The sequence below is a fragment of the Ancylobacter amanitiformis genome, from assembly GCF_030814815.1.
Classification (GTDB): Bacteria; Pseudomonadota; Alphaproteobacteria; order Rhizobiales; family Xanthobacteraceae; genus Ancylobacter; species Ancylobacter amanitiformis.
The window spans coordinates 198,498-220,493 of record NZ_JAUSVR010000004.1 but is presented as its reverse complement, the minus strand read 5'-3'; the positions used below and the strand labels follow the sequence as shown (position 1 = coordinate 220,493).

Here is a 21,996-nt window from a genome sequence, read left to right as displayed (position 1 = left end):
GCCTGCCGGGCGCAGGCGCCCGTCACTTGGCGTCGGCGGCGACCTTCATCGAGATGATCTTGTCCGGGTTGGAGACCGGCTCGCCGCGCTTGAGCTTGTCCACATTCTCCATGCCGGAGACCACCTGCCCGATCACGGTGTACTGGCCGTTGAGGAAGGAGGCATCGCCGAAAGTGATGAAGAACTGCGAATTGGCGCTGTTCGGGCTGGAGGCGCGCGCCATGCCGACGGTGCCGCGCGTGAACGGCACCTTGGAGAATTCCGCCGGCAGGTTCGGGTAGCGCGAGCCCCCGGTGCCGTTGCCGAACTGGCCGTCACCGGTCTGGGCCATGAAGCCCTCGATCACGCGGTGGAACGGCACGTTGTTGTAGAAGCCCTCGCGCGCCAGCGTCTTGATACGCTCGGCATGCTGGGGGGCGAGGTCGGGGCGCAGCACGAAGATCACGGGACCCTTGGTGGTCTCCATGATGATCGCGTTCTGCGGATCGACATTCGGCGGCAGCTTCGGCGCCTGCGCGGCCGCCGGCAGGGCGAGCGCGAAGGTCAGGGCCAGAGCGGCGAAAAGGCTGCGGATCATGCGGGAAACTCCGTTGAGCGGGTCGCGGGCGGCGCCCGCCGCTAGTCGGCGCGCGCGAAGCGCACCTTGAGCCGGGCAAGGACGGCGGGCGGCACGAAGGCGGAAACATCCCCACCCATGGCGGCGATCTGCCTGACCAGAGTGGCGGTGATGGGGCGGGCCATGGGCGACGCGGGAAGGAAGACGGTCTGCACGCTCGGCTTCAGCGTCGCGTTCATGCCGGCCATCTGCATCTCATAGTCGAGATCGGTGCCGTCGCGCAGGCCGCGGATCAGCAGATGCGCGCCATGCGCCTGCGCGGCGTCCACCACCAGATTGCCGAAGGTCACGCAGTCGAGAGCGGCGCCTTCCTCTGCGGCGATCGGAGCGAACACCTCGCGCAGCATGTCCAGCCGCTCGGCCGCGCTGAACAGCGGCGTCTTGCCGGGATGGATGCCTACGCCAATGACCAGCCGGTCGGCCAGGCGCGCGGCGGCGCGGGCGACTTCCAGATGGCCGTTGGTCGGCGGGTCGAACGAGCCGGGATAGAAGGCGATGCGCGTCGCGCTCATGAGCGATCTCTCATTGCGCGGCCAGCGTTAGCCGCCTCCGGCGCCGGACGCAAGTCACGGACGCACGTCACGGGCAACAGACGCGCGCAACAGACGCGCGCGGAAGGCGGATGCGGAAGGCGGATGCGGAAGAGGCGGGCGGAAGACGTGTGCGCGTGGCCGCGCAGCCCTCAGCGCTCGCCGTGCGCGATCCATTTGACCACATTCGGCGCGCGGTAGTCGCGCATGCGGGCGATCAACTGCTCGGGCGTCTGCGCGACCAGCAGCATGTCGCGATGCGCCCCGCGCATGAACCCCTCGTCCACCACGTGATCGACGAAGGACAGCAGCCGATCGTAATAGCCGTCGATATTGAGCAGCGCGCACGGCTTGCCGTGGCTGCCGAGCTGGGCCCAGGTCCACACCTCGAACAATTCCTCCAGCGTGCCGATGCCACCCGGCAGGGCGACGAAACCATCCGCCAGTTCGGCCATCAGTGCCTTGCGCTCATGCATGGAGCCGACCACGCGCAGGTCCGAGAGGCCCTTGTGCGCGATCTCCTTCTCGACCAGCCGCTGGGGAATGATGCCGATGACCTCGCCGCCGGCCTCCACCGCCGCGTTGGCCAGCGCGCCCATCAGCCCTACCGAGGCGCCGCCATAGACAAGGCCGATTCCCTCGCGCGCCAGCAACCCGCCGAGCGCCGTCGCGGCATCGAAATAGGCCGGGCGGCGGCCCGCGTTGGAACCGAGAAAGACGCAGATGCGACGCATGTCAGGCTTCCCGAAATTGTGCCAGGGATGGCTTTGAAACGGCAACGGCGCCGTGGGGCGCCGCTGCGTGATACCCCTCAGGGCGGGAAGACGGCGTGGCGGGACGGGCGATCAGCCCTCCGCCCCCTCGCCTTCCTCGCCCTCTTCCTCGGTCACGTGCTCGACCGACACGACCTTCTCGTCCTCGGCGGTGTCGAACACGATGACGCCCTGGCTGCCGCGCCCGACGATGCGGATTCCGTTCACCGGGCAGCGGATCAGCTGGCCGCCATCGGTCACCAGCATGATCTGGTCCGCCTCCTCCACCGGGAAGGACGCGATCAGCGGGCCATTGCGATCGTTCACCGCCATGGCGACGATGCCCTTGCCGCCGCGGCGCGTGGTCCGGTACTCGAAGGACGAGGTACGCTTGCCGTAGCCATTCTCGGACAGGGTGAGGATGAACTGCTCGGCCGCGCCCATGGCCACGTAGCGCGCCTGGTCGATCTCGGCGGGCGCCGCCGGCTCCTCACCCGAAGCTCCCTCGCCCGGCGCCTCCTCGGCATCGAGGATCGCCTCGCCTTCCTCGCCCGCGCCGTCAACGCCGTTCTGCGCGCGGCGCAGCGCGTTGGCCAGCTTGATATAGGCGGTGCGTTCCTCGGAACTGGCCTCGATATGATGGATGATGGCCATGGAGATGAGCTTGTCGCCCTCCTCCAGCTGGATGCCGCGCACGCCCATGGAATCGCGGCCCTTGAACACGCGCACCTCCGTCACCGGGAAGCGGATGCACTGGCCCTTCGCGCTGGTCAGCAGCACGTCGTCCTGCTCGGTGCAGAGCTGGACGTCGGCAATCGCCTCGCCTTCCTCCAGCTTCATGGCGATCTTGCCGTTGCGATTCACATTGGTGAAATCGGACAGCTCGTTGCGCCGCACCGTGCCGCCGGTGGTGGCGAACAGGATCTGTAGCCGGCTCCACGTCTCCTCGTCAGGCAGGGCCATGATCGAGGTTATGCGCTCGCCTTCGGTGAGAGGCAGGATGTTCACCAGCGCCTTGCCGCGCGCCTGCGGCGCCGAGATTGGCAGGCGCCACACCTTGAGCTTGTAGACCTGGCCCTTGGAGGAGAAGAACAGCACCGGCGCATGGGTGGAAGCGACGAACAGCCGGGTGACGAAATCCTCGTCGCGCGTCTGCATGGCCGAGCGGCCCTTGCCGCCGCGCCGCTGCGCCCGGTAGGTCGAGAGCGGCACCCGCTTGACATAGCCCGCATGCGACACGGTAACGACCATGTCCTCGCGGGCAATGAGGTCCTCGTCCTCGAAATCACCTTCGGCCTCGACGATCTCGGTCTTCCGGGGCGTGCCGAATTCCGCTTTCACAGCAAGGAGTTCGTCCTTGACGATGGTACGGATGCGCTCGCGGCTGGCGAGGATGTCGAGATATTCGCGGATCTCCACCGCGATCTTGTCGAGTTCGTCGGCCACCTCGTCGCGCCCCAGCGCGGTGAGGCGCTGCAGGCGCAGTTCGAGAATGGCGCGGGCCTGTTCGGCGGAGAGCCGGTAGGTGCCGTCCTCGGCCAGCTTGTGGCGCGGGTCGTCGATCAACTCGATGAGCGGGGCGACGTCCATCGCCGGCCAGTGCCGCGTCATCAGCGCCTCGCGCGCGGTCGCGGGGTCGGGCGAGGTGCGGATGGTGTGGATGATCTCGTCAATATTGGCGACCGCGATGGCGAGGCCGACCAACACATGCGCCCGGTCGCGCGCCTTGCGCAGCAGGAATTTCGTGCGCCGGCTAACAACCTCCTCGCGGAAGGCGACGAAGGCGGTGAGCAGGTCCAGCAGCGTCATCAGCGCCGGCCGGCCGCCGTTCAGCGCCACCATGTTGGCGCCGAACGAGGTCTGCAGCGCGCTCATGCGGTACAGGTTGTTCAGCACGACATCCGCCTGGGCGTCGCGCTTGATCTCGAACACGACCCGCATGCCCTCGCGCGAACTCTCGTCGCGCATCTCGGCGATGCCTTCCAGCCGCTTCTCGCGCACCAGTTCGGCGATGCGCTCGATCATCGTCGCCTTGTTCACCTGGTAGGGAATCTCGGTGACGATGATGGCGTCTCGGTCCTTGCGCAGTTCCTCGATCGTGGCGCGCGAGCGCATGACGATGGAGCCGCGGCCGGTGAGATAGGCTTGCCGGATGCCGCTGCGGCCGAGGATCAGCGCGCCGGTGGGAAAATCAGGTCCCTGAATGAAGTCCAGCAGTCGCTCGATATCGATCTCGGGATCGTCGATCAGCGCGACGCAGGCATCCACCACCTCGCCCAGATTGTGCGGCGGAATGTTCGTCGCCATGCCGACAGCGATACCGCCGGCACCATTGACCAGCAGGTTGGGGAAGCGGGCGGGGAGCACGGTCGGCTCCTGCTCGCGCCCGTCATAATTCTCCTGGAAGTCGACCGTGTCCTTGTCGAGGTCGTCGAGCAGGTTCATGGCCGGCTTGGCGAGGCGCACCTCGGTGTAGCGCTCGGCCGCCGGGGGATCGCCGTCGACGGAGCCGAAATTGCCCTGCCCGTCGATCAGCGTCACGCGCATGGAAAAATCCTGCGCGAGCCGCACCAAGGCGTCGTAGATCGCCTGATTGCCGTGCGGATGGTACTTGCCCATCGTGTCGCCGGTAACGCGGGCGGATTTGTTGTAGGGCCGGTCCGGCGTGTAATTATTCTCGCGCATCGAGAACAGGATGCGCCGATGCACCGGCTTCAGCCCGTCGCGCACATCGGGCAGAGCGCGCGACACGATGACGCTCATCGCATAGTCGAGATAGCTGCGCGAGAGCTCCTCGGTGATGGAAACGGGCCGGATATCCGAAGGGCCGCCGCCCTCCGGCTTGATGGTATCGGAATCGGACAAGGAACCACTTTCCGTAGTTGCCGAACAGGTTCAACTGTCTAGCCGATTCCGCGCCCGCGCGCCAGCATAGACGACATTTTGCGGTCGCGAAATCACTCGATAACTCAATATGTTACAAGTTTTTTCCTGCCGTCGCGGCCGATCATGGCGGAAGCGTGGCGCGAGATGCCGCCGGGCGCTGCCCGCGCGACGTCAAATGAGGTGTCATGATACGCCTGACCGCGAGGCTGAGCGGGTGCTTGCGCGGCGATCCGGGGCATGTGCAGATGCGCTGGGGTGGGGGGATTGCGCGATGCTCGACTACGTATTCTCGGCTGCCGTCACCATGCTCGTCGTGATCGACCCGATCGGCCTTGCGCCGCTCTTCCTGGGAGTGACGGTCGATCTGTCGGCGCAGGAGCGGCGGCTGGTGGCCTGGCGCTCCTGCGCCATCGCGCTCGCCATCCTGGTGCTGTTCGGCGCGGTGGGGGCGCCGCTGCTCGGCGCGCTGGGCATTACCCTGCCGGCCTTCCGCATCGCGGGCGGCCTGCTGCTCTTCGCCATCTCGTTCGAGATGGTTTTCGGGCGGCGCACCGAGCGTAAATTCGACGTGACGGATGGTGAGATGCGCGCGCAGGTGCTGCGCACGCTATCCGTGTTTCCGCTGGCCATCCCGCTGATGGCGGGGCCGGGCGCGATCACCGCCATGCTGCTGCTCGCCGGCGAGGCCCGGCACGACCCCGCCAGGCTGGCGGCGCTGTTTGCCATCACCGTTCTGGTGATCGCCAGCTGCCTCGTCGTCTATCTCGCGGCCGAGCGGGTGAACCGCTGGCTGGGCGTGACCGGCAACGCCATTCTCTCGCGCCTGCTCGGCGTGCTGCTGACAGCGCTTGCCGTGCAGTTCGTCATCGACGGCATCCGCGCCTCGTTCCCCGGCTGACCGGCCGCGGAAGGGCTCAGCCGGGTGGAAGGACTCGGCCGGGTGGAAGGGCTCGGCCGGCAGTCCGTGACCGAATCCGCACTCGGTGCCGGCGCCGGCACGAACGAACCCGCCGACGATCCTCACCACCCCTCGCCGCAGAGAGAACCCGACAGGCGGGCCAGCCCCCCGTCCGGCGTGGCTGGCATCCCCCATCGACGACACCCGGTGAGCGACAATCCGCCGCCCACCGCCTGCCGCCCACCGCCTGCCGCCTGCCGCCACGCGCGGCAGCCACGGAGCCGGCATTCTCCGCGCGCCTGTACCGGGAGCTGTTCGACCGATACCAAGCCGCGTCAGAACGGGATTTCGTCGTCGAGGTCGCCGCCCCCGCTGCTGCCGCCACCGCCGCCGAATTTTCCGCCGCCGCCGCCGCCGCTCGCCGGCGCCGGCCGACGCTCGCCGCCGAAGGAGCGCCCGCCCGAGCCGCCACCGCCCGCACCACCGCCGCCGGAATAGCCGCCGCCGGAACCGAAATCGCTGCTCCCGGAACTGAAATCTTCCCCGCCCTCGCCGCCGCCACTGCCGCGGCTGTCGAGAATGGTCAGTTCACCGCGGAAGGGCCGCAGCACCACTTCGGTGAAATAGCGCTCGCCGCCCGACTGGTCGGTCGCCTTGCGGGTTTCCAGCTGGCCTTCGATATAGACCTTGCTGCCCTTGCGCAGATATTGCTCGGCGACCCGCAGCAGGTTCTCGTTGAAGATCACCACGCTGTGCCACTCGGTGCGCTCCTTGCGCTCGCTGGTGGCCTTGTCGCGCCAGGTCTCAGAGGTGGCGATGCGCAGGTTGCACACCCGCCCGCCATTCTGGAACGTGCGCACTTCCGGATCGCGGCCGAGATTGCCGATCAGGATCACCTTGTTGACGCTGCCCGCCATCATCTCCTCCGAAGTCCGGCGCCCACCGCGGTGCGCGCCCTGCCAAAACCAGCCATTACCAAAACGCGTATTCTATAGCCCAGCTCGCCACCGCCGCGCGCCCTGCCCGCGCCCTGCCCGCGCCTTGTCCACACATTGCCGCGCCCGCCCCGCGACATCAGCAGCAAACTGTTCTTGTTATGTTCCTAGCATTATGATTAACTCGATGCAACATACGGAGTCACCGGATTGCGCGGCGCGGGATGCGCACTATGTTCTCCTCGTGAAGCAACCAGAGCGTCGTGCCATGATGAACGATCCGCGCAACCGTCGCCGTGCCCAGCCCCGTGTTTTGGCGATCCGTATGGAGGACCTGCGTCAGGCGATGATCCGCCGGGCGTTCATGGCCGTATCCGCCGGACTTGCCGTGGCTGCAGGTCTTGCCGTGGTGTGGCACGGTTTCTGAGCTTCGTCGGGACGGGCGGCCGCCCCGCGATAGGTTTGCGTCCAGCCGCCCGTTTTAGTTGACCCGGCAAGAAGAGCTCGGAATGAAGGAACGCGCGATTTCTCCGCGTCGCGATGCGCGATCGATTACCATTCGTGGCGCGCGCGAGCATAATCTGAAGAATGTCGACCTCGAGATCCCGCGCGACAGCCTTGTCGTGTTCACGGGCCTGTCGGGTTCCGGCAAGTCGTCGCTTGCCTTCGACACGATCTATGCCGAGGGTCAGCGGCGCTATGTCGAGAGCCTCTCGGCCTATGCGCGCCAGTTCCTCGAAATGATGCAGAAGCCGGACGTCGACCAGATCGACGGCCTGTCGCCGGCCATTTCCATCGAGCAGAAGACCACCTCGAAGAATCCGCGATCGACGGTCGGCACCGTCACCGAGATCTACGACTACATGCGCCTTCTCTGGGCGCGGGTGGGCGTGCCCTATTCCCCCGCCACCGGCCTGCCGATCGAGAGCCAGACCGTCAGCCAGATGGTCGATCGCACGCTCGCCCTGCCCGAGAAGACCCGGCTGTTCCTGCTGGCGCCGGTGGTGCGCGGGCGCAAAGGCGAATATCGCAAGGAACTCGCCGAGTTCCAGAAGAAGGGCTTCCAGCGCGTCAAGATCGACGGCGAGTTCCACGAGATCGCCGACGCGCCCGCGCTCGACAAGAAGTTCAAGCATGACATCGACGTGGTGGTCGACCGGCTGGTGGTGCGGGGCGATATCGCCGGGCGCCTCGCGGATTCGCTGGAGACCGCGCTCGGCCTCGCCGACGGCATCGCCGTGCTGGAATTCGCCGACGAGAAAGAAGAGAACGGCGAGGCGCGCCGCATCCTGTTCTCGGAGAAGTTCGCCTGCCCGGTCTCCGGCTTCACGATTTCCGAGATCGAGCCGCGGCTGTTCTCCTTCAACAACCCGTTCGGCGCCTGCCCGGTCTGCGACGGGCTCGGCCATGAGAGCAAGATCGACCCGGACCTCGTGGTGCCGGACAAGACGCGCTCGCTGAAACAGGGCGCTCTGGCTCCATGGGCCAAGTCCTCGTCGCCCTATTACGGCCAGACGCTCGATGCGCTGGCCCGCCATTACGGCTTCAAGCTGAGCGTGCCGTGGGCGGATCTTCCGGCCAAGGCGCAGCAGGTGATTCTCCACGGTTCCGGCGCGGAGGCGATCCGCTTCGTCTATGATGATGGCATGCGCGCCTACGAGACCTCGAAGACCTTCGAGGGCATCATCACCAATCTCGAACGGCGCTGGCGGGAGACCGAGAGCGACTGGGCGCGCGAGGAGATCGGCAAGTATTTCTCCGCCGTGCCCTGCGCCGCCTGCCATGGCTTCCGGCTGAAGCCCGAGGCGCTGGCGGTGAAGATCGCCGGCCATCACATCGGCCAGTCGGCGCAGCTTTCCGTGCGCCACGCGCTGGCGTGGTTCACCGATCTGCCGGCCCGGCTGACCGACAAGCAGAACGAGATCGCCGTCCGCATCCTCAAGGAAATTCGCGAGCGCCTCGCCTTCCTGCTCGATGTCGGGCTGGATTACCTCACCCTCGCCCGCGCCTCCGGCACGCTGTCCGGCGGCGAGAGCCAGCGCATCCGCCTTGCCTCGCAGATCGGATCGGGGCTCACCGGTGTGCTCTATGTGCTGGACGAACCCTCGATCGGCCTGCACCAGCGCGACAATGAGCGCCTGCTCGGCACGCTCAAGCGCCTGCGCGACCTCGGCAACACGGTGCTCGTGGTCGAGCATGACGAGGACGCGATTCTCGCCGCCGACTATGTCGTGGATGTCGGGCCCGGCGCGGGCGTGCATGGCGGGCGCATCGTCGCCCAGGGAACGCCGCAGGAGATCCTCGCCAACCCGAATTCGCTCACCGGCAAATACCTGACGGGCGAACTCACCGTGCCGGTGCCCAAGCGCCGCAAGCCGAACCCCAAGCGGATGCTGCGCGTGGTGAATGCGCGCGGCAACAATCTGAAGAATGTCACGGCCTCGATTCCGCTCGGCCTGTTCACCGCCGTCACCGGCGTGTCGGGCGGCGGCAAGTCGACGCTGCTGGTCGACACGCTCTACAAGGCGGTGGCGCGGCGGCTGAACGGCGCGTCCGAGCCGCCCGCGCCACTTGACGGGCTGGAGGGGCTGGAACATCTCGACAAGGTGATCGACATCGACCAGTCGCCGATCGGCCGCACGCCGCGCTCGAATCCGGCGACCTATACCGGCGCCTTCACGCCGATCCGCGAGTGGTTCGCCGGCCTGCCCGAAGCCAAGGCGCGCGGCTACGGGCCGGGCCGCTTCTCGTTCAACGTGAAGGGCGGGCGCTGCGAGGCGTGCCAGGGCGACGGCGTCATCAAGATCGAGATGCACTTCCTGCCGGATGTCTACGTCACCTGCGACGTCTGCAAGGGCAAGCGCTATAATCGCGAGACGCTGGAAGTCGCCTTCAAGAACAAGTCCATCGCCGATGTGCTCGACATGACGGTCGAGGAAGGGGCGGAGTTCTTCAAGGCGGTGCCGGCGGTGCGCGAGAAGCTGGAAACGCTGGCGCGCGTCGGGCTCGACTATATCAAGGTCGGCCAGCAGGCGAACACGCTCTCGGGCGGCGAGGCGCAGCGCGTGAAGCTTTCCAAGGAACTGTCGCGCCGGGCCACCGGGCGCACGCTCTATATTCTCGACGAGCCGACCACCGGCCTGCATTTCGCCGATGTCGCCAAGTTGCTGGAAGTGCTGCACGAACTGGTCGAGCAGGGCAACACGGTGGTTGTGATCGAGCATAATCTCGAGGTCATCAAGACCGCCGACTGGGTGATCGACCTCGGTCCCGAGGGCGGCGATGGCGGCGGCGAGATCGTCGCGGCCGGCCCGCCGGAAGTCATCGCCACGACCGAGCGCAGCCATACCGGGCGATTCCTCGCCGATGTGCTGGCACGCCGGCCGATGAAGCCGCGCACCGCGGCGGAATAGCCGGGCGAGGAGCGGGCGACGCCGGGTGGGGCAGCGTTTCGGCGTTCCCCCGCGCCGAGGCGGGCACGTTCGTGGCTAGCGGTACGGAGGCTGACGCGATTGCCGCCGAGATGGGACATCGGACGGTCGAACGGTCCGAGCGCGGCGGCTGAAGTCGCATTTTTTCGGGAATCGGGGGGTGGTCGCCGGCGCGGCAACCTGACGTGGCTTGCCGATCCGCCGTTTCCCGGCAGTTCCGTTGAGCGGCGAGCCGATGGCGGGGCAATGGGAGCGGCGGGCGCTGATAGCCTCGCACGCGGCTGAATGAGAGCGTTTCGAGCGAGATGGCTGTCGGTTGGCGTGCAACAATGCGTCGAGACAAACATCCTGCGAGCCTCGTTTCGAGGCTCCTCCACGCGCGTCATCCCGGAAGCAGCGCAGGCCATCCCAGCGCCGACCATGTCAGCGCAGGCCATATCCAGGATCGTGACGCGGGGTTCTGGCGGAGGATCCCGGCTCTCCGTCTCCACCCGCGGCCGGGGTGACGGTTGCCTGAAGGCTTTTGTCAGACAGGCTTGCAACTCGCGGCAGCCGAGAGGCAGCCGAGGGGGTGGGCATGGGGTGGGCATGGGGTAGCCGCGCTGCGCGGAACGGCCGACACCCTGGATGCCAAGTCCCGAAGACGGCGCCGATCTCGCGGATTCCGGGATGCCGGATCAAGCGCCGCCCGGCTCGGGGGAGCGGACCCGTTCAACCCCACGGTCTCGCGCCCGCCGGAGGCGAACGCTCCATCCCGCCGCCTTCGCTTCGGTCCGGCCCTCAGCGCGCCTCGCCGAGCCGCACGATGTTCACCGTCGCGACGATCAGCACAAGCGTCGCGCCGAACTGGTGGGCGAGAGCGAGGTCGAGCGGCACCTGACGGAGCAGCGTCAGGATGCCCAGGCACCCCTGCGCCGCCACCAGGGCGAGGAGCAACAACGCCCGCCGGCCCACCGCGCCGCCGACACGCCGCGCGCTGAGCCACTGCCCGATGGCCAGCGCGAACAGCAGATAGGCCACCATGCGGTGATTGAACTGCACGGTGAGAACGTTTTCGAACAGATTCCGCCAGGCCGGCTGCTGGATGAACAGATTGCCGATCGGGGGAACGATATGCCCGTCCATCAGCGGCCAGGTCGTGTAGGTCAGGCCGGCATCGAGCCCGGCGACCAGCCCGCCGAGAAAGATCTGCAGCAGCACCACGGCGAAGAACAGCCGGCCATAGCTGCGCAGCCAGTCCGGCGCGGCGCGGGTGTCGCGCGGCGGCTTCAGCGAGACGGCGACCGCCACCGTGGCGGACAGGATGATGCAGGCGAGCGTGAGATGCGTGGCCAGCCGGTACTGGCTGACATCGACCCGGTTGACCAGGCCGGACGCCACCATCCACCAGCCGACCGCGCCCTGCAGCCCACCGAGGGCGAACAGCCCGGCCAGTTTCCAGCCGAGCGCCCGGTCGATCCGCCCGCGCCACAGGAAGAACAGGAACGGCAGCAGGAAGACGAAGCCGATCAACCGACCGAGCAGCCGGTGCCCCCATTCCCACCAGAAAATATACTGGAACGCCGAAAGGCTCATCCCCTGGTTGAGTTCGCGATATTGCGGAATCTGCTGGTATTTCTCGAACTCGGCCTGCCATGCGGCCGTGCCGAGCGGCGGCAGGATGCCCGTCACCGGCTTCCACTCGGTGATGGAGAGGCCCGATTCGGTCAGCCGCGTCGCGCCGCCGACCACCACCATGAGCACGATCATCGCCGCCACGAGGTAGAGCCAGCCCCGCACCGGGCGCAGCCGGTCAGCCCGCGCGCCGGCACCGGCCGGGGCGATCTGCTGCGTGGAGCGTTGATCGAGTGTGGTGTGATCCGAGGCCATGCCTGCACTCCTTGCGACGGCGCGCGCCGGCGCGGCGGCGATCGCCTGCCGCGTTTGCGCCGGTCATTCGCTTCCCGCGCGCCGCGCTGACGCGTTATCCGCCGGGCCGCTTTCCCCCCGGCGCGGCCAGCGATATAGAGGCCGCATCGCGCGCGCAACGGGACTCTTTGTCCCGTCCCGCCGCGTCCCGTTCGACCCCATCCGTCCGCCGGAGACCCGCACATGGCCGATCACGGTTCCCGCCTGCCGCCCCGCCTGCGCAAGTTCATCGGCACGGTGGCGTTGGTGGTTCTCGTCGTGACATGGGCACTCGGCGCCATGGCGCTGGCCCAGGGACGCGTCACCACCCTGCCCGGCTTCTGGCAGTTCGTCGCCTATGTCATTCTCGGGACCGGATGGGTGCTGCCGGCCGGATGGCTGATCGGCTGGATGCTGAAATATGACCGGCGGCCGGAGAGCCTGTAGACGGAAAGCCTGTAGGCGGCTCACGCTGCCCGCTGCAGGTGCGACACCGGCACGGCGAATGTCACCATGGCGATCTCGCCGAAGCCCTGTTCGGCAAGCTCGTCAAAGGCCTGTACCGCGTCGGTGGCCGCCCCGCCCGGCCGGGTCACGAGGATGACGGTCGGCTTCAGCGCGGCGATGCGCTGCGCACCCTCGCACGGCCCCAGCGGCGGGGCGGCGACCACCACATGGTCATAGGTCTGTTCCAGCGCGCGCAGGATGAGCACCAGCCGGTCGGCTGCCACCAGGCCATCGGCTTCACGGGCGCCCCGACCGGGCGGAATCACATGACAACGCGAGGTCGGCTCGCGATGGATGGCGTCCGAGAAGCTGGCGACGCCGAACAGCAGATCGGTGAGCCCTGGCGCGCGCGGATCATCCGTCAGTTCGTCGAGCGGCGACGCGGCGACATCCAGGCACACGATCACCACCCGCCGCTCGGTCGAGGCGAGGGCGCGGCCGAGCGCCAGCGCGCAGCGGGCGATGCCGTCATCGGGCGCGGCGCCCGTCACCACCACGAGACGCGCGGCCTCCCCGCGCAGTTCGACCAGGCGGGCGAGATCCGCCAGTTCGCCATCGCGCGAAAGGCGACGGCGCGGCACCGGCTCCTCGCCATCATCGAAATCGAGCGTTTCGCCACCGATCCACGGCAGGTGCTGCACGAGGCCCGACGCGGGAAGCTCGGGCGCGCTCAGCTGCGGGGCGGGCCGGGCAATGACCGCGCGGCGGCGGCGCAGCAGGGCCTCGCCGGCCAGCGTCACGCCGAACCCCGCGAGGGCCGCCAGAAGCGTGGCCGCGCCGCGCGTGGGCGGCAGGGCCGAGGCGAGTTCGGCCCGCGCCGCCAGCCGGGGACCGGTCGATATCGGGCCGCCCGGCTCCATGTTGAAGGCGGCCTTGGCCTGACGCAGCCGCACATAGCCATCCGCGAACGCATTGGCCACATCGGTGGCGAGCGCGGCGTCGCTGGCCACGAAGGACACCGCCGTCGTCCCGTCGCGGCGATCGGTGACGGTGAGGCCCTGCTCCACCGCGCGCAGGGCCGCGGCATCGGAGGAGCCCGCCGCGCCATCCACCATGCCGGCCAAATTGGCGAGGCGCACGGTCAGCGCGTTGTCGCTCAGGATCTGCCGGGCGAATTCGCGTGAGGAGATGATCTGCGAGCGGCTGCCGAGTCCGTCGGCCGGGCGGATATCCGCCGAGAGCAGGGTCTGCGCGAGATAACGCGGCGTCATCAGCAAGAGACACGCGCCACCCGCCAGCAGGCCGATGAGCGCCGGCAGCACGAGATGGCGGCGCCAGCCGGCATGCGCGGGGCGCGAGGGCGCAAGCGCCACTGTATCGCCATTCCCGGAAGGAAGCGGCGCGCGGGCGGCCGGCGGCGCGGCGGCGAGCACCTGCGCCGGCGTGCCCTCGGCCGCCGCCTCTTCCGCCTTGTTGCCCTCATGCATCATGAGGCCATTAGGCGGTCATTGTGGTTTCCACCGTGTTAAGAGGCGCCCCGCGTCCCCATCCCCACAGGCAGGCCGAAGGAGCGTGATTGCGGGAAGGCGGCTACCGCTGGCCGGGCCGGGGCGCGGGAGAACGCGCCTTTCGCGCTTCACCGAGGCGGGCGGTTCACCGCAAAGCCGAAAGCCGGACGCGATCCGGTTGAACCTACCTGATCGGATCCGGCGTTAGACGATTGATGGAGAAGGCGCGACCCGACCGGATCGGCCTGCGATCACACCGACGCGCTCTAGCCGCGTATGGCCCGTACCAGCCAGATGAGGATGCAGGCGCCGATCACGCCGGCGATGAGATAGCCGAACCAGCCGCCGAATCCCACGCCGAGAAAGCCGAACAGGAAGCTCGCGACGGAGGCACCGATGATGCCGAGAACGATGTTGAGTAAAATGCCGGTGCCGGTTTTCATGATCGAGGAGGCGATCCACCCGGCGAGGCCACCGATGATAATGGCGGCGATCCAACCAATCTGCGCGTCTTCCATGGCTAACTCCCAGCTATCGAGCCGCCATCTTAACGAGATTATCGGGATTTGGTTCCTGCCGATACCACCGGCCCAGGGCGGGCGGCGCTCTTTGCCGCTTTCCGCCAAGGCCATGCTCGGTTTGGAAAAAATGGTCGGAGCGAGAGGATTTGAACCTCCGACCCCTAGTCCCCCAGACTAGTGCGCTAACCGGACTGCGCTACGCTCCGATGCCCGAAGGCGTCGCCTGTCTAGCCATTTGCGCCGCGTGACGCAAGCGGGCGCTTGGTGGAAGCCTGTGGGGAACCCTCCGCGACCTCCTCTTCCGGCTCGGGACCGACCTCTTTCTCGGTCGCGGCGCTCAGGCGCTGGAACAGGCCGAGCGCCAGCAGCGTGGCGCAGGCGGCAGCGACCAGCAGCACGGGATAGACCATATGCGTGGGATCCTCGCGCGCCGTCTCGAACACCAGAACCAGCGCCTCAAGGAACAGGGCGATGACGATGGTGGAGAGAAACTTGGTCAGGCCGCGCCGGGTGTCGGAGGGCGTGCGCTTCTCGCGCCCGGCGGGCACCTCCTCCTCGAAGAAATATTTGGCGACATCGAACAGCGCGATGGCGACGATGAGATAGCCGACCACCTCCAGCAGCGGCGTGTGCAGCGGCGTGCCCTCGGCCAGGGCATGGGTGATGACGCTATAGGGCGCATAGGTCATGAGCACCGCCGCCACCGCCATGAGGGCGCAGGCGGCGATGGCGAAGACGGCGCGGATGAAAAGGCTCATGGCGGGTACTCTGTGGCGGTGCGCCGGTAACTAGGCCCCGCCACGCCGCCGGCAAGGGTGCGCACCTCTGGCGCACGCCGATATAATGGCGGCACGCCAAGGAGACGCCGATGCCCTCGCATGCTCACACTCACCACGCGGCACAAGGCCCGGAGGCCGGTGCGGAATCGGTTGCCGAACCGCTTATGCTCCCCCCGGCGCAGGAGATGCTCGCCCGGCTGGAGCAGCGCCGCTCGGCGCCGCTGCGCGGGCTCGCCGAGCCGGGGCCGACGCGGGAAGAATTGGTGCGCCTCGTCGCTCTCGCCGCCCGCGTGCCCGATCACGGCCGGCTGGCGCCATGGCGTTTCATCCTCATCGAGGGGGATGCGCGGCAGGCGCTCGGCGCGCAGCTGGACGCGCTCTATGCCCGGCAGAATCCGGAACTGCCGGCGGCCAAGGCCGACATGTGGACGCTGTACCTGTCGCGCGCGCCGCTCACCGTGGTGCTGGTGAGCCGGCCGGATGCGGGCGCCAAGGTGCCGGAATGGAATCAGGTCCTGTCTGCCGGCGCGGCCGGCATGGCGCTGACCGTGGCGGCGACCGCGCTGGGCTTTGCCACGCAATGGCTGCTGAAATGGCCGGGCCGCGACCCGGAGGCCGCGGCGCTGGTCGGCATCACGCCGGGCGAGCGCATTGCTGGCTTCATCCATGTCGGCCGGCCGGTCCGCCTCGGCGAGGACCGGCCGCGCCCGGCGCTGGAGCAGGTGGCGAGCTTCTGGACGCCCGCCACCGTCGTCCCCGCGTCAGGCGTGAACGATCAGCCTTCGACGTCGAAGGAGACGCCCTGAGCCAGCGGCAGCTGGCGCGAGTAGTTGATGGTGTTGGTGGCGCGCCGCATATAGGCCTTCCACGCATCCGAGCCGGACTCGCGCCCGCCGCCGGTTTCCTTCTCGCCGCCGAACGCGCCGCCGATCTCGGCGCCGGACGGGCCGATATTCACGTTGGCGATGCCGCAATCCGAGCCCTCCGCCGAGACGAAGGTCTCGGCCTCGCGCAGGTCGCTGGTGAAGATCGACGAGGAAAGGCCCTGCGGCACGTCATTGTGCAGCTTGATCGCCTCCGGCAGGCCGCCGACCCGCAGCACGTAGAGAATCGGCGCGAAGGTCTCATGCTTGACCACGTCGATCTGCGCGTCGAGTTCCACGATGGCCGGGCGCACATAATAGGCGTCCGCCGCCGCGTCCGCCCTCACCCGCTCGCCGCCATGGATGCGGCCGCCGGCCGCGCGGGCCGTCTCCAGCGCCTTCTGCATGCCCTCATAGGCCTCGGCGTCGATCAGCGGGCCGATCAGCGTGCCGGCGTCGCGCGGATCGCCGATGCTGACCGAGGCGTAGGCCTTGGCGAGGCGCGGCACCAGCGTGTCGTAGACGCTCTCGTTCACGATGAGCCGGCGCAGGCTGGTGCAGCGCTGCCCGGCCGTGCCCATCGCCGCGAAGGCGATGCCGCGCAGCGTGAGGTCGAGGTCGGCCGAGGGGCAGACGATGGCGGCGTTGTTGCCGCCGAGTTCGAGTATCGAGCGGCCGAAGCGACGCGCCACGCGCTCGCCGACGATGCGGCCCATGCGGGTGGAGCCGGTGGCGGAGATGACCGGCACGCGGACATCGTCGGTGAGCGCGGCGCCCACCTCGGCACCGCCGATCAGCAGTTGCGAGAGCCCTTCCGGCGCCCCGCCGAACGCGGCCACGGCGCGCTCGAACAGCGCCTGCACGGCGAGCGCGGTGAGCGGGGTCTTCTCGGAGGGCTTCCACAGCACGCTGTTGCCGCACACCAGCGCGAGCGCGGCATTCCACGACCACACCGCCACGGGGAAGTTGAACGCGGTGATGATGCCGACCGGCCCGACCGGATGCCAGGTTTCCATCATGCGATGGCCCGGCCGTTCGGAGGCGATGGTGAGACCATAGAGCTGGCGCGACAGGCCGACGGCGAAATCGCAGATGTCGATCATCTCCTGGACCTCGCCGAGGCCCTCGGAGACGATCTTGCCCGCCTCCAGCGTCACCAGCCGGCCGAGCGCGCCCTTGTGGGCGCGCAGTTCCTCGCCGAGCAGGCGCACCAGCTCGCCGCGGCGCGGCGCGGGCACGGTGCGCCAGGCCTCGAAGGCGGCCACCGAGCGGGCCACCGCGCCGGACACGGCGCTCGCCTCGGCTTCCACGACATGCGCCGTGATCTCGCCGGTGATGGGCGAGCGCGCCGCGCGCGTGCCGCCGTGCCAGGACGCCGGGGGAACGCCGAGGGACTGCAGGAGGTCGGCCACCTCCTGCGCGACCGGCTTGTGGACAATCCCCGCTTCGCTCTTCGTCGCCATCGAACTTCACTCCTTGGCCGACCTCGTCGGCAGATCTTCCAGCGCGGCTCCATAGCACCGCGCGGCGGCGAAAATCCATCGGGGCTTTCGTCCGATCGGCGCGCGCGCTTCCTCTCGCGGAAACCGTCGCATCATTTGCGAACGATAGTGATGGCACGCTTCGTACAGTATTGATTCGCTCACGTATAAGTAACTTGCGGGTGTGAATATCTGTCGCCAATGCTTGCAGATGAGGCTGGAATCGGGCACTCTGTGCATCACGTGTTGCTTATGAATTATGCCAACTATCCATCGATATTGCCCAGATCCGGCCACTTCATCGTGATGCCCCTGCCACATTTCCTTTCCATCCAGATTCGCATTGTGAAACTGGAGAAGGAACGAGGTATTGACGGCTTGGGGATCGGGACGGATTGCCACCGCGGCTTTCGCGATGGGGATCATCTTCGCCGCCGGCGGCAAACCTGCGCACGCTGATCAGAAGAAGACTTTTGCGACGTCCGGAATGGCGTCGTACTACGGTTATGGCGGCCGCACCGCCAATGGCGAGCAGCACAATGCGCGGGGCCTGACGGCCGCGCATCGCTCATTGCCCTTCGGCACCAAACTGCGCGTCACCAATCAGGCCAATGGCCGCTCCGTGGTGGTGCGCATCAATGACCGCGGCCCCTTCGTGCGCGGTCGCATCGTCGATGTATCGACCGCCGCCGCGGAGAGCCTCGGCTTCCGCTCGCGGGGTGTCGCCAAGGTACAGATCGCCGTGGTGGAGTGACGCCACGTCCGGACTCTGGATGACCAGAGACGGCAAGACCGGAGATCGGGAAAACGAGCGCGCGGGTCGAGAGGGCCCGCGCCTCCCCTCTGGCGCCTTCAGCGCCCCCAGCGCCCCTCGGAGCCCGCCTGGGAGCCCGCCTGACGGCAGGGAGCCTGCGCCGAGGGTCAGTTGCCCTCGTCCTCGGAAGTGCCGCTCTCGGCGCGCGCTGCCTGCAGGATGCGGCGGCACTCCCTCAGTTCCTGGAAGGTCAGGAGCAGGCGCCGTATATCATCCGCCGCCAGTTGGGTGCGCGGTGCCGCCAGACGTGGCTCCGCCGCGTGAAGCGCCGGCTCGCCCCGCGCCGGAGGGGGCGCATCGTCGTCATCCTCATCATGATCGGCTTCGCGGTCGATTCCGGGACGCGCGGGCTGCTCATCGTCGCTCTCATCGTCCATCCCGGGCTCGCGCTCGGGTGCCAGCGGCCGAAACGCGAAGCTCGGCCGGTTCTCACCGAGCGGCATCGGGCCGACCTGCGGCTCCGCGCGCCGCCCCTCGGGCGGGCCCGGCGGATGCAGATGCGGTTCTTGAAGATGCGGCTCATACAGGCTGGGCTGGCGCCGGCCGGGCTCGTGACGATGCGGCTCCTCGCGCGGCGCGATCTCCGGCAGCAGGGGCAGTTCGGGGAATTCCGGCTCGTCATCCAGCGGGTGACGGCCGACCCGCCTCACGGTGACGCCTTCCTCGGCCGTGCCGCCGTGCTGGCGCGAGGGCAGAAGGTTCAGCAGCCCGCTCAGCGCACCGCCCCGCGCGGGGGCAGCCCCCTCGCGTCCGCGCGCGCGCCCTCCCGCCTCAGGGAGGTCGTCATCGGCGATGTCGTCGGTGCGGCCGTCGTCATCGGCCCGCGCCGTGCCTCCACTCGCCGCGCCCTCACCCTCGATGGCCTGCCAGATGGCCTGCACATGGCGTGGCCCATCTTCCTTGAGGATGCGTTGGACACCCCGAATGGTGTAGCCCTCGGCATAGAGCAGGTGCCGGATGCCGCGCAGCAGTTCCACGTCGTCCGGGCGATAATAGCGCCGCCCCCCGCCCCGCTTCAGCGGGCGAATCTGCGGGAAGCGCGTCTCCCAGAACCGCAGCACATGCTGCGGCAGGTCGAGATCCTCGGCCACCTCGCTGATCGTGCGGAAGGCGTCGGGGCCCTTCTCCACGCTCGGCTACTCCTCGCGGTGGCTCACGAGCCGGCCTCGGCATCGTTGCCGTTGATCTGCTGCTTGAGGATGTTGGACGGCTTGAACACCATGACCCGGCGCGGGGCGATCGGCACTTCCTCGCCGGTCTTGGGATTGCGCCCCACGCGCTCGCCCTTCTGGCGCACCACGAAGGAGCCGAAGGATGAGAGTTTCACCGTCTCGCCGCGGGCGACGCAATCGGCAATCTCCGAGAGCACGGTCTCCACGAGCGCGGCCGATTCGGTCCGCGACAGGCCCACGCGCTGGTAGACGGCTTCGCCCAGATCTGCACGCGTGATGGTTCGACCGGCCATGCTACGCCTCCTTTATTGTTGGACTTTTCTAAATGGAGCCCGCAGCCTAGGCGCCCGAGAGGTGCGCGGTCAACGGCGAGATGCAGCAAGGGTTGCCCGACCGGCAGCCCTACCAGCGGATCAGCGCCGATCCCCAGGTGAAGCCGCCGCCCATCGCTTCCAGCAGCACGAGGTCGCCGGTCTTGATCCGCCCGTCCGCGTGGGCCGTGGCCAGTGCGAGGGGGATCGAGGCGGCGGAGGTGTTGCCATGCCTGTCGACCGTGACGACCACCTTCTCCGACGCGATGCCGAGCTTCGCGGCGCTGGCGTCGATGATGCGCCGGTTGGCCTGGTGCGGCACGAACCAGTCGATCGTCTGCGCGCTCTCGCCGGTCGCCTCGAAGGCATCGACGATCACATCGGTGATCATGCCCACGGCATGGCGGAACACTTCCCGCCCTTCCATGCGCAGGAAGCCGACGGTCTTGGTCGAGGAGACGCCGCCATCGACATAGAGCTTGTTCTTGTGCCGCCCGTCCGAACGCAGATGCGTGGTGAGCACACCGCGGCCGCCCGCGTCCTGGGCGGCGACGCCTTCCAGTACCAGCGCGCCCGCGCCATCGCCGAACAGCACGCAGGTGGTGCGGTCCGACCAGTCGAGGATGCGCGAGAAGGTTTCCGCGCCGATCACCAGCGCGCGCTTGAAGGCGCCCGACTTCAGGAAGCTGTCGGCGGTCGCCACCGCGAAGACGAAGCCCGAGCACACCGCCTGCAGGTCGAAGGCGGCACCCCGGGTGATGCCGAGCCCGGCCTGCACGCTCACCGCCGTCGCCGGGAACGTGTTGTCGGGCGTGGAGGTGGCGAGCACGATGAGGTCGATGTCGCCCGCGTCCATCCCCGCGTCGGCCAACGCCGCGCGGGCGGCGTGCAGCGCGAGATCGGAGGTCAGTTCATTGTCGGCGGCGATGTGGCGCTCGCGTATGCCGGTGCGCTGGACGATCCATTCGTCCGACGTATCCACGATCTGGGCGAGATCGGCATTGGTAAGCGCGCGTGCGGGCAAGTACGAGCCAACGCCGCGCACGACGGAACGAATGTCAGTCACGATGAAACCTGTAATTCGGCCGAAGCGGGAGCCGCCGCACCGGCGCGCGCACCAACCCGGGGACGATCGTTCATTCCCGCGGCGATGCGGGAAAGCAGCTGGTAGCGGACCATGTCGTAGCCGATGTCGACCGCCGATGCGAAGCCTTCCGCATCGGTGCCGCCATGGCTCTTGATCACCACGCCGTTGAGCCCGAGGAACACGCCGCCATTGGATTTGCGCGGATCGAGCTTCTCGCGCAGCGCGTTGAAGGCGCCCCGGGCGAGGAGATAGCCGATCTTCGCCAGCAGGCTGCGATTGATGGCGGCGCGCAGATAATCCGCCACCTGCTTGGCGGTGCCTTCGGCGGTCTTGAGCGCGATATTGCCCGAGAAGCCCTCGGTGACGACCACGTCCACCGTGCCGCGCCCGATATCGTCGCCCTCGACGAAGCCGTGATAGGCAAGGCCGGGATGGCTGCTCTCGCGCAGCGCCGTGCCGGCCTCCTTCACTTCCTCGACGCCCTTGATTTCCTCGACGCCGACATTGAGCAGCCCCACGGTCGGGCGCTCGATGTCGAACACGATGCGCGCCATGGCCGCGCCCATCACCGCCATGTCGACCAGATGCTGCCCGCTGGCGCCGATCGAGGCGCCGACATCGAGCACCACGCTCTCGCCGCGCATGGTCGGCCACAGGCAGGCGATGGCGGGGCGATCGATCCCGGCCATGGTCTTCAGGTTCACCTTCGCCATCGCCATCAGCGCGCCGGTATTGCCGGCGGAAACGGCACAATCGGCCTCATGCAGGCGCACGGCGTCGATCGCCTTCCACATGGAGGAGACGCGCCGGCCGTGGCGCAGGGCCTGGCTCGGCTTGTCGTCCATGCGGACCACGACATCGGTGTGGATGATCTGGCTCGCCTTCGCGAGGCGCGGATGCGCGGCGAGCAAGGGGCGAATGCGCGCCTCGTCTCCGAACAGGAGGTAGCGAATGTCCGGGTGGCGGACGAGCGCGATCTCCGCACCCGGCAGCACGACGTCCGGACCATGGTCGCCGCCCATCACGTCGAGCGCTATGCGGACGGTCGAAGACATCTAGCGGTGAGGTCTCTCAGATC

19 protein-coding genes, 1 tRNA gene and 1 pseudogene are annotated in these 21,996 nt (G+C 68.1%); 6 read left to right on the top strand and 15 right to left on the bottom strand.

Annotated elements, in window-relative coordinates; genetic code table 11:
- Positions 1–22: 22 nt before the first annotated feature.
- The 4 genes from QOZ99_RS08515 to gyrA all read right to left on the bottom strand — a co-directional run bounded on the left by QOZ99_RS08515 (position 23) and on the right by gyrA (position 4,763).
- On the bottom strand, positions 23–577 hold the full coding sequence (locus QOZ99_RS08515) for a peptidylprolyl isomerase (RefSeq protein WP_306889532.1): 555 nt from the start codon (positions 575–577) through the stop codon (positions 23–25).
- A gap of 41 nt (positions 578–618) precedes the next feature.
- A complete protein-coding gene (coaD, locus tag QOZ99_RS08510) occupies positions 619–1,128 on the bottom strand; it encodes a pantetheine-phosphate adenylyltransferase (RefSeq protein WP_306889531.1) in 510 nt (169 codons plus the stop codon).
- A gap of 170 nt (positions 1,129–1,298) precedes the next feature.
- Positions 1,299–1,880 (bottom strand): LOG family protein, encoded by a 582-nt coding sequence (locus QOZ99_RS08505; protein ID WP_306889530.1) that lies wholly within the window; start codon positions 1,878–1,880, stop codon positions 1,299–1,301.
- Between the two features lie 111 nt (positions 1,881–1,991).
- Positions 1,992–4,763, bottom strand: coding sequence for a DNA gyrase subunit A (gene gyrA, locus QOZ99_RS08500; protein ID WP_306889529.1), 2,772 nt, complete (start codon positions 4,761–4,763; stop codon positions 1,992–1,994).
- Between the two features lie 292 nt (positions 4,764–5,055).
- Between gyrA and QOZ99_RS08495 the strand changes: the two genes are divergently transcribed.
- Positions 5,056–5,682 (top strand): MarC family protein, encoded by a 627-nt coding sequence (locus QOZ99_RS08495; protein WP_306889528.1) that lies wholly within the window; start codon positions 5,056–5,058, stop codon positions 5,680–5,682.
- 335 nt (positions 5,683–6,017) lie between these two features.
- On the opposite strand, the gene ssb is transcribed toward QOZ99_RS08495, so the two are convergent.
- On the bottom strand, positions 6,018–6,599 hold the full coding sequence (gene ssb / locus QOZ99_RS08490; protein WP_306889527.1) for a single-stranded DNA-binding protein: 582 nt from the start codon (positions 6,597–6,599) through the stop codon (positions 6,018–6,020).
- A 286-nt stretch (positions 6,600–6,885) separates the two neighbouring features.
- On the opposite strand from ssb, the gene QOZ99_RS08485 reads away from it, so the two are divergent.
- Entirely contained in the window at positions 6,886–7,044 is a 159-nt protein-coding gene (locus tag QOZ99_RS08485) for a hypothetical protein (protein ID WP_306889526.1), read from the top strand.
- 82 nt (positions 7,045–7,126) lie between these two features.
- Entirely contained in the window at positions 7,127–10,030 is a 2,904-nt protein-coding gene (uvrA, locus tag QOZ99_RS08480; protein WP_306889525.1) for an excinuclease ABC subunit UvrA, read from the top strand.
- A 798-nt stretch (positions 10,031–10,828) separates the two neighbouring features.
- On the opposite strand, the gene QOZ99_RS08475 is transcribed toward uvrA, so the two are convergent.
- Complete coding sequence (locus QOZ99_RS08475; protein WP_306889524.1) at positions 10,829–11,917, bottom strand: COX15/CtaA family protein; 1,089 nt, start codon at positions 11,915–11,917, stop codon at positions 10,829–10,831.
- A 222-nt stretch (positions 11,918–12,139) separates the two neighbouring features.
- Between QOZ99_RS08475 and QOZ99_RS08470 the strand changes: the two genes are divergently transcribed.
- Positions 12,140–12,382, top strand: coding sequence for a DUF2842 domain-containing protein (locus tag QOZ99_RS08470; protein WP_306889523.1), 243 nt, complete (start codon positions 12,140–12,142; stop codon positions 12,380–12,382).
- A gap of 20 nt (positions 12,383–12,402) precedes the next feature.
- Here QOZ99_RS08470 and QOZ99_RS08465 read toward each other — a convergent pair whose 3' ends face one another.
- The 4 genes from QOZ99_RS08465 to QOZ99_RS08450 form a co-directional block, all read right to left on the bottom strand.
- Positions 12,403–13,872: a tyrosine-protein kinase family protein gene (locus QOZ99_RS08465; protein ID WP_306889522.1), complete on the bottom strand. Its 1,470-nt coding sequence runs from the start codon at positions 13,870–13,872 to the stop codon at positions 12,403–12,405.
- A 284-nt stretch (positions 13,873–14,156) separates the two neighbouring features.
- Positions 14,157–14,408 (bottom strand): GlsB/YeaQ/YmgE family stress response membrane protein, encoded by a 252-nt coding sequence (locus QOZ99_RS08460; RefSeq protein ID WP_306889684.1) that lies wholly within the window; start codon positions 14,406–14,408, stop codon positions 14,157–14,159.
- A gap of 131 nt (positions 14,409–14,539) precedes the next feature.
- Positions 14,540–14,617 (bottom strand) — tRNA-Pro (locus QOZ99_RS08455).
- Between the two features lie 21 nt (positions 14,618–14,638).
- A complete protein-coding gene (locus QOZ99_RS08450) occupies positions 14,639–15,169 on the bottom strand; it encodes a GNAT family acetyltransferase (protein WP_306889521.1) in 531 nt (176 codons plus the stop codon).
- 110 nt (positions 15,170–15,279) lie between these two features.
- On the opposite strand from QOZ99_RS08450, the gene QOZ99_RS08445 reads away from it, so the two are divergent.
- The gene (locus QOZ99_RS08445; RefSeq protein ID WP_306889520.1) at positions 15,280–15,996 is read left to right on the top strand and encodes a nitroreductase family protein; all 717 of its coding nucleotides are present in this window, start codon (positions 15,280–15,282) and stop codon (positions 15,994–15,996) included.
- Here QOZ99_RS08445 and amaB read toward each other — a convergent pair.
- The gene (gene amaB / locus QOZ99_RS08440) at positions 15,966–17,516 is read right to left on the bottom strand and encodes an L-piperidine-6-carboxylate dehydrogenase (RefSeq protein ID WP_306889519.1); all 1,551 of its coding nucleotides are present in this window, start codon (positions 17,514–17,516) and stop codon (positions 15,966–15,968) included. The two genes, QOZ99_RS08445 and amaB, sit on opposite strands and share 31 nt — an antisense overlap.
- Before the next feature lie 433 nt (positions 17,517–17,949).
- Between amaB and QOZ99_RS08435 the strand changes: the two genes are divergently transcribed.
- Positions 17,950–18,288, top strand: coding sequence for a septal ring lytic transglycosylase RlpA family protein (locus QOZ99_RS08435; RefSeq protein WP_183191131.1), 339 nt, complete (start codon positions 17,950–17,952; stop codon positions 18,286–18,288).
- Between the two features lie 932 nt (positions 18,289–19,220).
- Here QOZ99_RS08435 and QOZ99_RS08430 read toward each other — a convergent pair.
- The 4 genes and pseudogenes from QOZ99_RS08430 to plsX all read right to left on the bottom strand — a co-directional run.
- Positions 19,221–19,478, bottom strand: a pseudogene (locus QOZ99_RS08430) (MerR family transcriptional regulator); the annotation flags it as partial.
- 23 nt (positions 19,479–19,501) lie between these two features.
- Positions 19,502–19,813: an integration host factor subunit alpha gene (locus QOZ99_RS08425; protein WP_306889518.1), complete on the bottom strand. Its 312-nt coding sequence runs from the start codon at positions 19,811–19,813 to the stop codon at positions 19,502–19,504.
- Between the two features lie 109 nt (positions 19,814–19,922).
- Entirely contained in the window at positions 19,923–20,897 is a 975-nt protein-coding gene (locus tag QOZ99_RS08420) for a beta-ketoacyl-ACP synthase III (RefSeq protein WP_306889517.1), read from the bottom strand.
- Positions 20,894–21,973, bottom strand: coding sequence for a phosphate acyltransferase PlsX (gene plsX / locus QOZ99_RS08415; protein ID WP_306889516.1), 1,080 nt, complete (start codon positions 21,971–21,973; stop codon positions 20,894–20,896). The genes QOZ99_RS08420 and plsX overlap by 4 nt, the downstream gene beginning before the upstream one ends.
- Positions 21,974–21,996 lie beyond the last annotated feature (23 nt).

Bases quoted from the DNA above. Each gene is read 5' to 3' on its own strand.
- QOZ99_RS08515 (WP_306889532.1), bottom strand. From the start codon at position 577: ATGATCCGCAGCCTTTTCGCCGCTCTGGCCCTGACCTTCGCGCTCGCC.
- coaD (WP_306889531.1), bottom strand. From the start codon at position 1,128: ATGAGCGCGACGCGCATCGCCTTCTATCCCGGCTCGTTCGACCCGCCG.
- QOZ99_RS08505 (WP_306889530.1), bottom strand. From the start codon at position 1,880: ATGCGTCGCATCTGCGTCTTTCTCGGTTCCAACGCGGGCCGCCGCCCG.
- QOZ99_RS08495 (WP_306889528.1), top strand. From the start codon at position 5,056: ATGCTCGACTACGTATTCTCGGCTGCCGTCACCATGCTCGTCGTGATC.
- ssb (WP_306889527.1), bottom strand. From the start codon at position 6,599: ATGGCGGGCAGCGTCAACAAGGTGATCCTGATCGGCAATCTCGGCCGC.
- QOZ99_RS08485 (WP_306889526.1), top strand. From the start codon at position 6,886: ATGATGAACGATCCGCGCAACCGTCGCCGTGCCCAGCCCCGTGTTTTG.
- uvrA (WP_306889525.1), top strand. From the start codon at position 7,127: ATGAAGGAACGCGCGATTTCTCCGCGTCGCGATGCGCGATCGATTACC.
- QOZ99_RS08475 (WP_306889524.1), bottom strand. From the start codon at position 11,917: ATGGCCTCGGATCACACCACACTCGATCAACGCTCCACGCAGCAGATC.
- QOZ99_RS08470 (WP_306889523.1), top strand. From the start codon at position 12,140: ATGGCCGATCACGGTTCCCGCCTGCCGCCCCGCCTGCGCAAGTTCATC.
- QOZ99_RS08465 (WP_306889522.1), bottom strand. From the start codon at position 13,872: ATGATGCATGAGGGCAACAAGGCGGAAGAGGCGGCGGCCGAGGGCACG.
- QOZ99_RS08460 (WP_306889684.1), bottom strand. From the start codon at position 14,408: ATGGAAGACGCGCAGATTGGTTGGATCGCCGCCATTATCATCGGTGGC.
- QOZ99_RS08450 (WP_306889521.1), bottom strand. From the start codon at position 15,169: ATGAGCCTTTTCATCCGCGCCGTCTTCGCCATCGCCGCCTGCGCCCTC.
- QOZ99_RS08445 (WP_306889520.1), top strand. From the start codon at position 15,280: ATGCCCTCGCATGCTCACACTCACCACGCGGCACAAGGCCCGGAGGCC.
- amaB (WP_306889519.1), bottom strand. From the start codon at position 17,516: ATGGCGACGAAGAGCGAAGCGGGGATTGTCCACAAGCCGGTCGCGCAG.
- QOZ99_RS08435 (WP_183191131.1), top strand. From the start codon at position 17,950: ATGGGGATCATCTTCGCCGCCGGCGGCAAACCTGCGCACGCTGATCAG.
- QOZ99_RS08425 (WP_306889518.1), bottom strand. From the start codon at position 19,813: ATGGCCGGTCGAACCATCACGCGTGCAGATCTGGGCGAAGCCGTCTAC.
- plsX (WP_306889516.1), bottom strand. From the start codon at position 21,973: ATGTCTTCGACCGTCCGCATAGCGCTCGACGTGATGGGCGGCGACCAT.